13 protein-coding genes are annotated in these 14,711 nt (G+C 73.6%); 7 read left to right on the forward strand and 6 right to left on the reverse strand.

Annotated elements, in window-relative coordinates; genetic code table 11:
• Window positions 1–35: 35 nt before the first annotated feature.
• From ACIRPH_RS08525 to ACIRPH_RS08545, 5 genes are all read left to right on the forward strand, one after another.
• Window positions 36–1,841, forward strand: a complete 1,806-nt coding sequence (locus ACIRPH_RS08525) for an alkyl/aryl-sulfatase (RefSeq protein WP_402911068.1) — start codon at window positions 36–38, stop codon at window positions 1,839–1,841.
• A gap of 415 nt (window positions 1,842–2,256) precedes the next feature.
• Entirely contained in the window at window positions 2,257–3,246 is a 990-nt protein-coding gene (locus ACIRPH_RS08530) for a siderophore ABC transporter substrate-binding protein (RefSeq protein ID WP_402911069.1), read from the forward strand.
• Window positions 3,247–3,316: 70 nt separating this feature from the next.
• A complete protein-coding gene (locus ACIRPH_RS08535) occupies window positions 3,317–4,303 on the forward strand; it encodes an ABC transporter permease (RefSeq protein WP_402911072.1) in 987 nt (328 codons plus the stop codon).
• The gene (locus ACIRPH_RS08540) at window positions 4,296–5,348 is read left to right on the forward strand and encodes an iron chelate uptake ABC transporter family permease subunit (protein ID WP_402911074.1); all 1,053 of its coding nucleotides are present in this window, start codon (window positions 4,296–4,298) and stop codon (window positions 5,346–5,348) included. The genes ACIRPH_RS08535 and ACIRPH_RS08540 overlap by 8 nt, the downstream gene beginning before the upstream one ends.
• Window positions 5,345–6,100 carry an ABC transporter ATP-binding protein gene (locus tag ACIRPH_RS08545; protein ID WP_402911077.1) on the forward strand — a complete coding sequence of 252 codons (756 nt, stop codon included), beginning with the start codon at window positions 5,345–5,347 and terminating at the stop codon, window positions 6,098–6,100. Before ACIRPH_RS08540 ends, ACIRPH_RS08545 begins: the two co-directional genes overlap by 4 nt.
• A gap of 226 nt (window positions 6,101–6,326) precedes the next feature.
• Here the strand turns inward: ACIRPH_RS08545 and ACIRPH_RS08550 are convergent, their stop codons facing one another.
• The 5 genes from ACIRPH_RS08550 to ACIRPH_RS08570 all read right to left on the reverse strand — a co-directional run bounded on the left by ACIRPH_RS08550 (window position 6,327) and on the right by ACIRPH_RS08570 (window position 12,066).
• A complete protein-coding gene (locus ACIRPH_RS08550) occupies window positions 6,327–7,526 on the reverse strand; it encodes an erythromycin esterase family protein (protein ID WP_402911079.1) in 1,200 nt (399 codons plus the stop codon).
• Between the two features lie 190 nt (window positions 7,527–7,716).
• Window positions 7,717–8,382, reverse strand: coding sequence for a hypothetical protein (locus tag ACIRPH_RS08555; protein WP_402911081.1), 666 nt, complete (start codon window positions 8,380–8,382; stop codon window positions 7,717–7,719).
• Window positions 8,383–8,704: 322 nt separating this feature from the next.
• Window positions 8,705–10,255, reverse strand: coding sequence for an alpha/beta hydrolase (locus ACIRPH_RS08560; RefSeq protein ID WP_402911084.1), 1,551 nt, complete (start codon window positions 10,253–10,255; stop codon window positions 8,705–8,707).
• Between the two features lie 390 nt (window positions 10,256–10,645).
• A complete protein-coding gene (locus ACIRPH_RS08565; protein ID WP_402911087.1) occupies window positions 10,646–11,074 on the reverse strand; it encodes a pyridoxamine 5'-phosphate oxidase family protein in 429 nt (142 codons plus the stop codon).
• A 155-nt stretch (window positions 11,075–11,229) separates the two neighbouring features.
• Complete coding sequence (locus tag ACIRPH_RS08570; RefSeq protein ID WP_402911090.1) at window positions 11,230–12,066, reverse strand: NAD(P)H-binding protein; 837 nt, start codon at window positions 12,064–12,066, stop codon at window positions 11,230–11,232.
• 82 nt (window positions 12,067–12,148) lie between these two features.
• Between ACIRPH_RS08570 and ACIRPH_RS08575 the strand changes: the two genes are divergently transcribed.
• The gene (locus tag ACIRPH_RS08575) at window positions 12,149–13,165 is read left to right on the forward strand and encodes an AraC family transcriptional regulator (protein ID WP_402911092.1); all 1,017 of its coding nucleotides are present in this window, start codon (window positions 12,149–12,151) and stop codon (window positions 13,163–13,165) included.
• Between the two features lie 187 nt (window positions 13,166–13,352).
• Here ACIRPH_RS08575 and ACIRPH_RS08580 read toward each other — a convergent pair whose 3' ends face one another.
• Window positions 13,353–13,772 carry a MarR family winged helix-turn-helix transcriptional regulator gene (locus ACIRPH_RS08580; RefSeq protein WP_402911094.1) on the reverse strand — a complete coding sequence of 140 codons (420 nt, stop codon included), beginning with the start codon at window positions 13,770–13,772 and terminating at the stop codon, window positions 13,353–13,355.
• A 79-nt stretch (window positions 13,773–13,851) separates the two neighbouring features.
• Here ACIRPH_RS08580 and ACIRPH_RS08585 point away from each other — a divergent pair, with 79 nt between their 5' ends.
• Window positions 13,852–14,688 carry an SDR family NAD(P)-dependent oxidoreductase gene (locus ACIRPH_RS08585; RefSeq protein ID WP_402911096.1) on the forward strand — a complete coding sequence of 279 codons (837 nt, stop codon included), beginning with the start codon at window positions 13,852–13,854 and terminating at the stop codon, window positions 14,686–14,688.
• The last annotated feature ends 23 nt before the right edge of the window (window positions 14,689–14,711 follow it).

The following is a 14,711-nucleotide window of genomic DNA, read 5'->3' on the forward strand; positions in this document are numbered from 1 at the left end:
GCCCACCGGCCCCGAGCTCCCGAAGGAGACCCTCCGTGTCCCAGCCGTCGTTCGACGACCGGACCGATTTCGACAACGCCGACAAGGGCTTCCTCGGAACGGCGTCACAACCGCAGATCACGGACCGGAGCGGACGGGTCGTCTGGGACCTGGACGCCTATGCCTTCCTCGAGGGGGAGGCGCCCGACACGGCGAACCCGAGCCTGTGGCGCCAGTCGCGGCTCGCCGCCAGGCACGGCCTCTACCGGGTCGCCGAGGGCGTCTTCCAGGTGCGGGGCTTCGACCTGTCCAACATCTCCTTCGTCGAGGGCGACCAAGGCGTCATCGTCATCGATCCCCTGCTGTCCGTCGAGTGCGCGGCGGCGGCGCTGTCCCTCTACCGGGAGCACCGCGGTGAGCGCCCGGTGGCCGCGGTGATCTACAGCCACTCCCACGCCGACCACTTCGGCGGGGTCCGGGGGGTGATCCCCGACGGTACGGAGGTCCCGGTCATCGCGCCCTCCGGCTTCCTCGAACACGCGGTCGCGGAGAACGTCTACGCCGGCACCGCCATGAACCGGCGATCGGTCTTCATGTACGGGGCCGTGCTGCCCAAGGGGGCCGCCGGCCAGATCGGCGCGGGCCTGGGGCCCACCACCTCCGCCGGGACGATCTCCCTGATCGAGCCGAACACGTACGTCACCAGGACCGGGCAGGAAGTGGTGGTCGACGGCGTCCGGACCGTCTTCCAGCTGACCCCGGGGACCGAGGCGCCCGCGGAGATGAACTTCTTCTTCCCCGACCGGCGCGCCCTGTGCATGGCCGAGAACGCCACCCACACCCTGCACAACGTGCTGACGCTGCGCGGCGCGCTCGTCCGGGACCCGCACGTGTGGGCGAACTACCTCACGGAGGCCATCGAGCTGTTCTCCGGCGACTCCGACGTGCTGTTCGCGTCGCACCACTGGCCGACCTGGGGCACGGAGGAGCTCACGCTGTTCCTGTCCCAGCAGCGCGACCTGTACGCCTACCTGCACGACCAGACGCTGCGCATGCTCAACCAGGGGCACACGGGCGCCGAGATCGCCGAGAGGCTCCGGCTGCCTCCCGCCCTGGAGGGCGCCTGGCACGCCCGCGGCTACTACGGCTCGGTCTCCCACAACGTCAAGGCGGTCTACCAGCGCTACATGGGGTGGTTCGACGGCAACCCCGCCCACCTGTGGGAACTGCCGCCGGAGGAGTCGGCGAAGAAGCACGTGGAGTTCATGGGCGGCGCCGGGGAGATCCTCCCGAAGGCCAGGGCCGCCGTCGAGGCGGGAGAGCTGCGGTGGGCCGCGCAGGTCCTCGACTACGTCGTGTTCGCCGACCCCGGCGACACCGCCGCACGCGCGCTCCTCGCCGAGGTCTACGACGCCCTGGGCCACGGTGCGGAGAACGGCACATGGCGGAACTTCTACCTCCAGGGGGCGGCGGAACTGCGCGGGAACAAGGCTCCCACGCCCGTCGACAGCTCCTCCCCCGACGTCATGGGCGCCTTGAGCATCGCGCAGGTCTTCGACTCCGTGGCCATCCGCGTCGACGGTCCCCGCGCCTGGGACACCACCCTGACCATCGACTGGAACTTCACCGATCCGGTGGCGGAGGTCAGGCTGAAGCTCGCCAACGGCGTCCTCGTCCGGACCACCGCCCACGACGGCGGTGACGCCGACCTGACCCTGACGCTGACCAAGGCACAGCTCCTGCGGCTCGTCGCCACGCAGAGCCTGGACGGGATCCGGACGGAGGGCGACACCGGGGCCCTCACCACGCTGTTCGGCGTCCTCGACGGCGTGGACCCCGACTTCGACATCGTCACCCCCTGACCCCGGCCGCCGCGGACCCCGTCGGCGCCGGTGGTCACGGCCGACGGCGACGGGCCGCGGCTGGAGCCCCTCCCCGGCTGCTGCGGCCTCAGACCGGCCACGGCACCGCGGACGCCGACGCCGCCGTCCCGCTACGCCGGGCGCTCGTCGCGGCCGACCGCCCGCGCCCGGCGGGCCCGGAGGGCGTGGAGGCCACTGCCCGGACGGCACGTCCGCGGAGGAGAGGGCCCCTCTGCCGGACCGCTGGGTGCGCGGCTTCCTCCCTCTCCCGAGCCATGGGGTGAGAGGGCCTTCGGACATCCTGCCACCGGGCGCTCCCGCTGAGGGAAACACCTCATAAGGGCACACCCATGCACATTCCACACGATGGTTAGGTTAGGCTCCCCTTTGTTCACGTATGCGAAGGAGAACCTCCATGCAGTCCCCCGGCCGTCCCCTGACCGCCTTCTCGATCGTCCTGGCCTCCGCCCTCCTCCTCTCCGGCTGCGCCTCCGGCCGACAGGACGCGGAGGAGGCCTCCGCCCCGAGCGGCACGATCGAGGTCGAGGACAACAACGGCGCCCAGACCGTGGCCTCCCCGCCGGAGTCCGTCGTCGCGCTCGACAACCGCACCTTCGAGACCCTCTCGGACTGGGGCGTGGAACTGTCCGCGGGCGCGGTGTCCCTCATGCCGGACACCATCGGCTACACGCGGGACGAGTCGGTCATCGACATCGGCACGCACAACGAGCCCGACCTCGAGGCGATCGTCGCCGCCGGGCCGGACGTCGTCGTCAACGGGCAGCGCTTCACCCAGTACCACGACGACATCGCCTCCCTGGTGCCCGAGGCCACGATCCTGGAGCTCGACCCGCGCGAGGGCGAGCCCTTCGACGCCGAGCTCAAGCGCCAGGTCACCGTGCTCGGCGAGGTCTTCGGCAAGCAGGACGAGGCCGCGCAGCTGGTCGCCGACTTCGACGCGGCCGTCGAGCGGGTGAACGCCGCCTACGACGAGGGCGAGTCCGTCATGGCCGTCAACACCTCGGGCGGCGAGATCGGCTACCTGGCCCCCGGCGTGGGCCGTACGCTCGGCCCCGCCTTCGACATCTTCGGCCTCACCCCCGCGCTGGAGGTCGAGGACGCCAGCGACGACCACCAGGGCGACGACATCTCGGTCGAGGCGATCGCCGACTCCGACCCCGACTGGATCCTGGTGATGGACCGCGACGCCGCCGTCGCCTCCGACGACGCCGGGTACGAGCCCGCCTCGAACATCCTGTCGGACTCCGAGGCGCTCGCGGGCGTGACGGCCGTGCAGGAGGAGCAGATCCTCTACATGCCCGCCGACACCTACACCAACGAGGGCATCCAGACCTACACCGAGTTCTTCGACGCGTTCGCCGACGCGCTGGAGGCCCGGGCGTGATCCGGTCCGACCGAACGGCACGCGCCGGCGACGGCGACGCCGCCGGCGCCCGCCCGCGCGGGGGCGGGGCATGACGACCGCGACCCCCGTCCCCCGGGCGCGGCGCAAGAAACGCCTCCTCGACGGAAAACTGCTCGTCGGCACCGCCCTCGTCGGCACCCTGGTCGTGCTCTCGCTGTTCACCGGCGTGTACGACGTCTTCGGCGCGGACGACGGCGGCGAGATGTTCGCCATCACCCGCGTCCCCCGCACGGTCGCCCTCGTCCTGGCCGGCGCGGCGATGGCGATGTCGGGCCTGGTGATGCAGCTGCTGACCCAGAACCGCTTCGTGGAGCCGACGACCACCGGCACCACCGAGTGGGCCGGGCTCGGCCTGCTCACGGTGATGATCCTGGTGCCCGGCGCGAGCATCGGCGCACGCATGGTCGGCGCGGTCGTGGCGGCGTTCGTCGGCACGATGGTGTTCTTCCTCTTCCTGCGCCGCGTCACCCTGCGCTCCTCGCTCATCGTCCCGATCGTCGGCATCATGCTGGGCGCCGTCGTCAGCGCTGTCTCGACCTTCGTCGCGCTGCAGACCGACATGCTGCAGAACCTCGGCGTGTGGTTCGCCGGGAGCTTCACCTCCGTGCTGCGGGGCCAATACGAGCTGCTGTGGATCGTGGCGCTGGCGGCCGTGGCGGTGTTCGTCGCCGCCGACCGGTTCACGGTCGCGGGGCTGGGCGAGGAGGTCTCGACCAACGTCGGCCTGAACTACGACCGGGTCATCCTGCTGGGCACCGGCCTCATCGCGGTGGCGACCGGCGTGGTGACCGTGGTCGTGGGCAACCTGCCCTTCCTCGGGCTGATCGTCCCCAACGTCGTCTCGATGTTCCGCGGCGACGACCTGCGCGGCAACCTTCCGTGGGTGTGCCTGCTGGGCGTCGGCACCGTCACGGTCTGCGACCTGATCGGCCGAGTCGTGATCATGCCCTTCGAGGTGCCCGTGTCCCTGATCCTCGGAGTCGTGGGCGCCGCCGTGTTCGTCCTTCTCCTGTTGAGGCAGCGCCGCCATGGCTGAGACGACCGCTTCCCGTGTGACCGGACCGCTCCCCGCACCGCCCGGGCGCTCCTCCGGGGCCCTGCCCACCGGGCGCGCCCGCCGCCGCTACCGGACCGTCGTCGCGGTGCTCGGCGTGCTCGCCGCCGGTTTCGGCTTCGGCCTGCTCGCCTGGGACAACCCGATGCCCGTGGGCTCGGACGGGTTCTGGCGCATCGCGCAGATGCGCGGGACGGACCTGGTGGTCATGGCCGTGGTCGCGCTCTGCCAGGCCGTGGCGACGGTGGGGTTCCAGACCGTGACCGGCAACCGCGTCATCACCCCGTCGATCATGGGGTTCGAGGCGCTCTACGTCGCCGTCCAGACCACGGCGGTGTACTTCCTGGGCGTGGCCGGGGTCGTGGCGGTCCAGGGCCTCCCGCAGTTCGCGCTCCAGCTGGTGCTCATGGTGGGCTTCGCGATGCTGCTGTACGGGTGGCTGCTGTCGGGCCGGTACGCGAACCTCCAGGTGATGCTGCTGATCGGCATCGTCATCGGCGGCGGCCTGGCCTCGGTCTCCACGTTCATGCAGCGCCTGCTCACGCCGAGCGAGTTCGACGTGCTCGCCGCGCGGCTGTTCGGCAACGTCTCCAACGCCGACGCGTCCTACCTGCCGCTCGCGGTGCCGCTGTGCCTGGGCGCGGCGGTCCTGCTGTGGGCGGGTTCGCGGCGGCTCGACGCGGTCGCGCTGGGGCGTGACGCGAGCACGGGCCTGGGGTTGGACCACCGCCGCGAGACCATGCGCGTGCTCTTCCTGGTCTCGGTCCTCATGGCGGTCTCCACCGCGCTGGTGGGGCCGATGACGTTCCTGGGGTTCCTGGTGGCGACCCTGGCCTACCAGTTCACCGGGACCCACGCCCACCGGTACGTCTTCCCGGTGGCGGTGCTGACCTGCTTCGTCGTGCTCAGCGGCGCGTACTTCGTCATGCGCCACGTCTTCTACGCCAACGGCGTGGTCTCGATCATCATCGAGCTCGTCGGCGGCCTGGTGTTCCTCTTCGTCATCCTCAGAAAGGGCCGGCTGTGATCACGCTCAGCGGTGTGCGCAAGGAGTACAGCGGCGAGGTCGCGATCGGCCCCGTGGACCTGCGGATCCCCCGGGGCGGTGTGACCGCGCTGGTGGGTCCGAACGGGGCCGGCAAGTCGACGCTGCTGACGATGGCGGGCCGCCTGCTGGGCCTGGACGCGGGGGTGATCGAGATCGCGGGCCACGACGTGGCCAGGACCGCGTCCAAGGACCTGGCCAAGGTCGTCTCGATCCTGCGTCAGGAGAACCACTTCGTCACCCGGCTGACGGTGCGCCAGCTCGTAGCGTTCGGACGCTTCCCCCACTCCCGGGGGCGGCTGACGGCGGCCGACGAGGAGGTCGTCAGCCGGACGATCGACTTCCTGGACCTGGGCGGGCTGGAGAACCGCTACCTGGACCAGCTCTCGGGCGGGCAGCGCCAGCGCGCCTACGTGGCGATGGTGCTCTCGCAGGAGACCGAGTACGTGCTGCTCGACGAGCCGCTCAACAACCTCGACATGCGCCATTCCGCGCAGATGATGAAGCACCTGCGCCGTGTGGCGGAGGAGCTGGAGCGCACGGTCGTGGTCGTGCTCCACGACATCAACTTCGCGGGCCACTACGCCGACCGGATCTGCGCGGTCAAGGACGGTGCGGTCGTGGAGTTCGGCACCCCGGAGGAGATCATGACCGACGAGGTGCTGACACGCGTGTTCGAGACTCCGGTGACCGTCGTGGACGGACCGCGCGGGCCTCTCGCCGTGTACTACTGAGCGCGGTCGCGCCTCCGGAGCGGCTCGCGGTGCGCCCCTCCGCCCGATCGGGCGGAGGGGCGCCCGTGCGCGGGGGCGGGCTGTGCGGGCGGGGCGACGGCGAGAACGTCATGGGGGGCGCCCGTGCGCGGGGATCGGGCCCCGCGTCAGCCGCGGGTGGGCGGCGTGTGAACGGGGAGGCCTCGGCGGCCGGGTGGGGGCGCGGGCGGTGCCGCGCGGTGGCCGGTCACGCCCGGGCCTCCCCCTCGGCCCGCCCGGGTCCGTCCGGCGCGTGCGCGGCGGCGCGGGCGCGGTCCGCGTCGACGTGCAGGATCGCGTCGGCCGCCTCCACGAGCGCCCGGTCGAGGGGGAAGTAGCCCCTCTCGGGCCGGGCGTCGGTGCGTCTGCTCCCGGAGGCGACCGCGGCGGCGGTGGCCAGGCCCCAGGGGGTGGCACGGCTCTGGAGGAGGCCCTCGTAGGTGTCCGGTTCCGGCTCCGCGAGTCCGAGGGCCGCGCTGCGGCCCAGGCTGCCGATGACGACGGTGTACCGCCGACCCAGCAGGGCGCCGACGACGGAGCCCGCGGAGTGCCAGCCGAGGTCCATGCCCGCCATGCTCATGGAGCTCGGGTTGCGCTGCAGGTGGCTGTTGTGCGCGAAGGCGAGCGTCGGGCCGCGCTCGGCCTCGATGCCGCGGATCTCCAGGAGGTTCTGGGCCATGAGCGCGTCCCTGGTGGCCAGGAGGCCGGAGATGCGTGCGCTCTCCTCGACGCGCCGGGCCGCCTGAGCGTGGTAGCGCAGCAGGCCGAGGCCGGCGGTGAGGTGGGTGCGGGCCCGGAACCAGTCGGCGCGGGAGGTCGCCGCGACCAGTTCCGGTGCGCGTGCGTGGAGCGAGGTGAGCATGTCGTCGGCGATCACACGCAGCCGCTCGGCCCCGGGGCCGGCGCCGACCGACGCCGCCGGGTCCAGGATCGCCTCCTGGCGGCTCCACCGCTCGTCGTCGCCGAGCAGACCTGCGAGGTCCGGGGCGGCCCCGAGGTAGGCGCACGCGTGTTCCAGGTGGCGCCGGGGGCTGGGTGCGCTGGTGTTCTCGGCCGGGATGTCGAAGCCGTGGAAGGCCAGCCGCTCCTCGGCGGGGCGGCTCTCGTTGTACCCCCGCATCCAGGAGACCAGTCGCCGGTTGGCCTCCAGGTCCCCGAAGCCGTGCGAGAAGCCCTCGTCCATCGCCGTGTCGAGGGTTCCCCTCCCGTGCCGGACGAAGTCGTCCACCGCCAGCGCGGCCACCCGGTCGGTCTCCAGGGCGATGGACCGGTAGCCCAGCTCCGCGAGCGAGGCGAAGACGTCGTTGCGGACGTCCCCGAAGGCTGGTTCCTGTGTGGGGTGGACCGGTTCGCCGAGGGCCAGCAGCTCGCACGGCGAGGTCGCGAAGTCTCGAATGTCTTGGCTCATATCCCTCAACCGTATCCTTGAAAGAACCGTTGAGGGTTGTTGTCCTGTTATCGGGGCGGCATCTCCCCGAAGCCTCCAACAGCCCTAAACCCATCCCTGCGGCTGTCCCGTCCTCGGCCGCGCGGCGGCGCGGGCGCGGTCCGCGCGAGGGGGAGCCGGTCGCCCGGTGGACGGTCGGGGCGCCGCGCCGTCATTCCCCCTGGGCGGCGGAGTCCAGCAGCCAGTTGTACCGCAGGCGCAGCGCGCGCTCCGTGCTCGCCGCGGAGGCGCCGAGGGCGAGCGCGATGTTGAGCCAGAGCGGCAGCTGGACGGGCGAGGTGAAGGTCCCGAAGCGCTCGGTCACGGGCGGCACCTGGAAGGCCGCCTCGACGAGCTGCGGGACGAGGAGGAGCGCGGGGACGACGAGCAGGACCAGCGAGCAGAGGCCGATGCCGCGGCTCAGCACGGGGTGCTCGCGGTCCAGTCGCGCACGCCGGCCCTCGGCGGAGCGCCGGTCCGGGACGAGCTGGTGTTCGGCTCCCCCGTCGGTGACGTAGTGGCAGCGCTTGAGGCCGAAGGGGGTCAGCGCCACCTCGACCGTGCCGCCCCGGACGGGGAAGGCGGCCGGGAGCCGGGACTGGGCGTGGTGCCTGCCGTCGAGGTACAGGTGGGCCCTGCCCTTGCCGTCCTCGGAGAAGAACCGCTGTGCGTAGCGGACCTCGACGGCGTAGTCCGCCCGCCCGCCGTCGCCGCCGCGCAGCGGGAGGTGGAACAGGACACGGGAGAGCGGCTGCCACCAGCGGAAGGGCTTCAGCGGCTTCCCGTTCCCGGGTTCTACACGTCGTGCGGCTCGGCGCCGCTGCCACTCCTCGAGCATCTCGGGCTCCCTGTTCGTCGTGTGGGAACGCCTCGGCGGCCTCGGGGCCGCCCCGGCGGGGGGACGGGTGTCTTGACGGTGGACGGTCCCCGCGCGCCCTGGCCCGCGGGGGCGGCCGGTTCCGGGGCGAGGGGGCGCACGTCCGCCGGTCCGGGGGCGCCCGGTCCCGGTGGCGGCGGTCGCGCGACCCCGCGCGGGGGCGGGCCGGAGGTCTCCCCGCCCGCCCTCGCGCGGGGCACGCGTCACCCCCGCGCGGGCCGCGCGCTCCCGCCGGTCGGCGGGAGCGGCGCCGGGGCCCCTCGGGTCACGGGCCCCGGGGTGCTCAGGCCGGGCAGGAGATGTCCTGCTCCGGCAGGTCGCCCCCGACCAGGAAGGCCGTGGTCACGTCGTGGGCGCACGCGTTGTCGCCGTTGACGTAGACGCCGTGCCCGCTGCCGTCGACGCTCACCAGCCGGGAGCGCTGGCCGAACTTCTCGTCGAGCAGCACCCCGCCCAGGTGCGGGGTGACCGGGTCGCGCCGGTTCTGCACGATCAGGACGTTGCCCGGCCCCTCGTCGAGGACCTCCACCGGCGGCTCGGAGGGTCCGGAGGACCAGGAGGCGCAGGGCATGGCGTTGGCGGAGGCGGCGCCGAACAGCGGGTACCTCTCGCGGTCCTCGGCGACGCTGCGCCGGTAGGTGTCGACGTCCTCGGGCCATTCGACGTCGTTGCAGGTCACCGCGAGGAACACCGACCAGGAGTTGTCGTAGGGCGACAGCCCGGCGTCCGTCGCGGGCCGGGTACCGGGGACTGCCGCGCCGGTGTCCGGTGTCCCGTCCGCCGGCTCCCCGGCCTCCGGGTCGGAGTCGCGCAGTTCCTGCCAGGCCTGCGCCGTCGCGGGGTAGGACAGCTCGCTGTAGAGCCCCACGAAGGTGGCCAGCCGGAAGAGGCCGCCGTCGACGGGGCCGCCGACCGTGTCCGCCGGGGTCTCGTCCAGGCGTTCGGCGAGCGCGAAGTAGGTCTGGCGCACCTCCTCCTCGGAGTCGCCCAGGCCGTACTCGTCGTGGCGTTCGGCGGCCCACCGGGCGAAGTCCGGGAAGGTCTCCTCGGCGCCCAGGCCGTACCTGCGCATCCCCTCGTGGTCGAGGTGGGTGTCGCCGATGTTGCTGTCGAGCACGATCCGGTCGGAGCGCTCGGGGAACATCGAGGCGTAGGCGGCGCCCAGCGCCGTGCCGTAGGAGGCCCCGTAGAAGCTGGTTTTCGACTCTCCCAGCGCCTCCCGGATCAGGTCCAGGTCGCGGGCCGTGTTGGCCGTCGACACGTGGCGCAGCCTGCCGTCGCGGTCGTTGGCGGCGCACCGGGCGGCGACCGCCTCGGAGGCAGCGGCCTGGTCGAGGACCGCCGCGTCGTCGACCGCGTAGGGCGGGATGGCGCCCCGGTAGTCCTGATCGGCGGTGAAACCGCAGCTGATCGGTGCCGAGTACCCGACTCCGCGGGTGTCCATGCCGATGAGGTCGTAGCTGTCCGCGACCTCGGCGGGCAGGCCCCGGGAGACCAGGTCCGCAGGCATCGTCAGCCCGGAGCCGCCCGGGCCGCCCGGGTTGAACATCAGCACGCCGCGCCGCTGGTCCGGGTTCTGGCTCGCCAGCCGGGACACCATGATCTCGATCTGCGCGCCTTCGGGGTCGGAGTGGTCCAGGGGCACGGGCACCAGGCCGCACTCGATCCCGGGCGCCTCGGCCGCCACCTCCTCGGGGCAGGCGCCCCACTCCACCCGCTCCGCGGGCTCCGTGGCCTGTTCGTCGGCCGCCGCCGGCACCGCGACCAGCGGCCCGGCGAGGCCGATCACCGCCATCACTGCCCAGTTCCGTCCTGCTCCACGCCTTCGTCCCATGTCCGTCCTCACCCGTGTCGGTCCCGACGCTGCCGTGCTCCCGAGGTTCCGCGCCCCGGGGCCCGGACCGGACACCGGCGGCCGTCCCCGCCTGGGCGGGGAGCGGCGGCGGCAGGGCCTGGTCGGGAGGGGGAGCGGTGGTCGTCGGGGGCCATGCCTCGAACCTAGACCGGAGCCGGGCCGTGACGGAGTGTCACCGATCATCGGTTTCCCACGCGATCCGCACGGGTCCGGCATGACAGATGTCATGCCTCGGCGGGGCCGCTGGGAGGGCCCGGTGCGGGGAGCGGGACGACGTGGCCGGTCGGGGCTCGTGCGGGAGAGGCGACGGCGAGGGGCGGCGCCTCGCGGTCCCGGAGGTGCGCAACCGTGCCGGGCGCCCGTGGCGGGTCAGTTCGTCAGGCGGCGCACGGTCTGCGGGTGGAGGACGACGCGGAGGTGGTCGTCGGCGAGCATCACCGCGAGTTCCTCGGCGCGCGCCGGGTCCTCCAGGTCCCAGTACCGGGCGGCCAGGCGTGCGGCCAGGTCGCGCGCACCGTCGGCCTCCAGCGTGGCGCGGCCGACGACGGACACCCAGCGCTCGCGCTCCCCCACCGGGGCGGCGACGACGATCGAGGCGCGGGGGTCGCGGCGCAGGCGGCGCACCTTGAGCGCGTCCGGCTCCGTGAAGAGCTGGAGGGTTCCCTCGTCCGTGGCCTCGAACCACACGGGCCGGGGCTGCGGCGGCTCCGCTCCCCCGGCCACGGACAGGAACCCGTGCAGGGGGCGCCGGAGGAACTCCAGGTCCTCGGTGGTCAGCAGGTCGGTGGCGGTGCTCATCGCTTTCCTCTCCAAAGGTGGCGGTGACGGTGGTCGGTCCGCGCCGTCCGTTCGCGCGTGCGGCGCGGAGCACGGGTTCGGCGGCGGCCGGGGCCTCCCGGCGCACGGGGTTCCCGTCCGCCGGGGCGCGGGGCCCGGTACGGCCGCCGTAGGGGTCAGGGCCGCCAGGCCCCCGCCGCGGCGGCCCGCACGACGTAGTCCTCGAAGGTGCGGGGCCCGCGCCCCAGCACGGCGGCGACGCCGTCCGTCGTCTCGGCGATGACCCCGCGCTCCATCAGCACGAACATCTCGGCGACGTGGTGGGCGTCGTCCTCGCCCCAGCCCTCGCGGACCAGCGCCTCGGCGTACTCGGCCGGGGAGACCTGCTTGTAGGCGATGGGCAGTCCGGACGCGCGGGAGATCAGCTCGACGGCCTCGGCGAAGGTCAGCGCGCGCGGCCCCGTCAGCTCGTAGGTGCGCCCGGCGTGCGCCCCGGGTTCGGCCAGCACCGCGGCCGCCACGTCGGCGACGTCCTCCAGGTCGATGAACGGTTCGGGGACCGCTCCGGCGGGGAGCACCAGCTCCCCGGCGACCAGCGGGGCGTGGAAGAGGTCCTCGTCGAAGTTCTGGGCGAAGTTGGACGGCCGCAGGACGGTCCACTCCAGTGCCGAGCCGCGCACGGCGTCCTCGGCCGAGCGCATGTCCAGCCCGAAATCGGAGTCGCCCCAGGTGTCGGCGCCGCGCCCGGAGAGCAGGACCAGTCGCCGCACGCCCGCGGCCCCGGCCCGCTCCACGAACTCGTGCACCGGTCCTGGCACGGTCGGGGCCACCACGTAGGCGGCGGTGACGCCCTGCAGGGCCGCGTCCCAGCCGCCGGGGTCGGACCAGTCGAAGGGTGTGGGGCTGGTGCGGGAGGCGGCGCGCACCTGGAGGCCGCGCAGCCGCAAGCGGGCGGCGACCCGTCGGCCGGTCTTGCCGGTGGCGCCGAGGACGAGGGTGGTGTCGTTGTTCATGACAGCGATTCAACGGTATCCGTCCGGACGATTCCATGGGTGAGACCCCGGGGGACCTTTGCGATCGTCTAACCTCGTGGGCATGGACGCGTTCGGTGACCTCTTCCGGGGGATGCGGGCCCAGGGCTCGCTGTTCGGCAGTTCGACCCTGGCCCCGCCGTGGGCGCTGCGCTTCGTGGACGGGGCGCCGCTGACGCTGTGCACCGTCCTGGGCGGGGGCGGCTGGATCGTGCCGGAGGGGCTCCCGCCCGAGCCGCTCCGCGCCGGGGAGACGGTCATCGTCCGGGGGCCCGCGCCCTTCTCCTTCGTGGACGAGCCCGGCACCCCGGCCGATCCGGTCGACTGCGGCGAGCACTGCGCGACGCCCGAGCAGGGCGGGACCCGGCACCGGATCGGCTGGAGCGACAGCTGCGGCGACCCGGGCGAGGGCGCGACGACCCTGGTGGTCGGCGCCTATCCGGTGAGCGGCGAGGTCAGCCGCAGGCTGCTGGAGGCGCTGCCCGTCGTGCTGCGCGTGGCCTCCGGCGGCGGGACCGATCCCGTCATGGAGCACCTGGCGGCCGAGGTCGCCGCCGACACCCCGGGCCAGCAGGTGGTCCTGGACCGGCTCCTGGACTGGTTGCTGGTCTGCTCGGTGCGCGACTACTTCGACCGGCCGGGCGGCGAGCCGCCGTCCTGGTACGCCGCCCAGCGCGATCCGGTGGTCGGCGCCGCGCTGCGCCTGCTGCACGCCGAACCGGCGGCGCCCTGGACGGTCTCCTCCCTGGCCGTGCGGGTCGGGGTGTCGCGTTCGACCCTGGCCAAGCGGTTCGCGGACCTGGTCGGGGAACCGCCGCTGACCTACCTCGCCCGCTGGCGCATGACGCTCGCGGCGGACCTGCTGGTCGAGCGCGAGGCGGCGACCGTCGCCGAGGTCGCCCGCGCCGTGGGCTACTCCGACGCGTTCGCCTTCAGCGCGGCGTTCAAGCGGATCCGGGGCGTCAGCCCGAGCGGGTTCCGGCGCGCGGGCGCGCTCGTCCCCGGGCAGTCGGCCGGTCCGTCCACGCCGTCTCCGGCCGCCGCGCCCGCGCCGCTCACCGCCGTCGGCGGGCGGCCGTAGGTCGACGGGCCCCGGAGCCGGGGGCGGTGACCACCGAGGCGCGGCGCCAGGGGCCCGTTCCGTCCGGTCTCGCGCCCGCGGGGCCACCGGGCGCGCCGTGGGCCGCCCGACCGGGTCGTGCCGCCGGGGACGCCCGCCCGGGGACCGGGGGGACGGCGCGGCGCCGGCGAGCGCCCCGGCCCCGTGTTCAGCCGGGTCGGGCCACGCGGCTCAGCAGGGCCCTGAGCTGCCTCAGCTCGCTGTCGGAGAGCGCCGCCAGCGGGGACTTCTCCAGTGCCGTCCGGACCAGCTCTTCGCGGACCAGTCGGCCCTTGTCGGTCAGGACCAGGACGCGGGAGCGGCGGTCGTCGGGATCCACGGCCCGCTCGACCAGGCCCCTGTCGGCGAGCTGGTTGGTGATGAAGGTCAGGTTCGGGGCGTTGCAGTACAGGCGCTCGGCCATCACCTTCATCGAGGGCGGCGGCTCGTCCGGGTCCACGGCCCACAGCGCCTGGAAGGTCGCCGGCGTCAGCTGGTGCCCGGCCAGCGCCTGCCCGATCAGGTCGTTGGTCCGCATCCAGATGTCGTGGGTCGCGGCGACCACCGCGGTGAGTTCGGGTGTGGTCATGCCTCCATTCTACAAACGCTTCGAGCATCGAAGGATCATGCTAGCTTGATGCTTCGAGACTCGAAACAAAGGAGGACCCATGGGGGACGACTACCGCGGTACCACCGCGCTCGTCACGGGCGCGTCCAAGGGGCTGGGGCGGGCCTACGCCCTGGAACTGGCGCGCCGGGGAGCACGGGTGATCCTGCTGGCCCGCTCCGAAGGGGACCTTCGGGAGCTCGCCGCGCAGATCCGGGAACGGCACGGCGGACAGGGCCCCGGGGCGCCGGGCGCCGGGGTGGCCGAGGTGGTCACCGGCGACCTCGCCGCCCCGGACGGCCCGGAGCGGATCCTGCGGGAGCTGCGCGAGCGCGGCCTGACCGTCGACCTGCTGCTCAACAACGCCGGCGCGGGCAGCGTGGGCCCGTTCCTCACCCGCCCGCTCGGGCCGCAGCTGGCCTCCGTCGGGCTCAATGTCAGCGGCCTGCTCGCGCTGACCCACGCGATCGGGGCGGAACTGGTCGCCCGCGGCTCCGGCGGCATCGTCAACGTCTCGTCCACCGCGGCCTTCCAGCCCATGCCGTACCAGGCCAGCTACGGCGCGACCAAGGCCTTCGTGCTCTCCTTCACCGAGGCGCTGGCCGAGGAGCTGCGCGGCACCGGCGTCCACGTCATGGCGGCGCACCCCGGCGCGATCGCGACCGGCTTCTTCGACGGCACCTCGGCCACGATCGGCCCGCAGGCCGACACGGCGGCCACCGTGGCGGCCCACACCCTGGACGACTACGCCCGGCGGCGCGCGGTGTCCTACCCGGGCCGGACCGTGAACCGGGTCATGACCTGGCCCGCGCGCCTGCTGCCGCGCACCGTCGTCGCGCGGGTGGCCGGCGGGTTCAACCGGCGGCTGCGCCTGCACGAGGTCGTCGACGCCGCCTGAGGGGATGTGCCGGGTCGGTGGGG

It is taken from the genome of Nocardiopsis sp. NPDC101807, assembly GCF_044766605.1.
Lineage (GTDB): Bacteria > Actinomycetota > Actinomycetes > Streptosporangiales > Streptosporangiaceae > Nocardiopsis > Nocardiopsis tropica.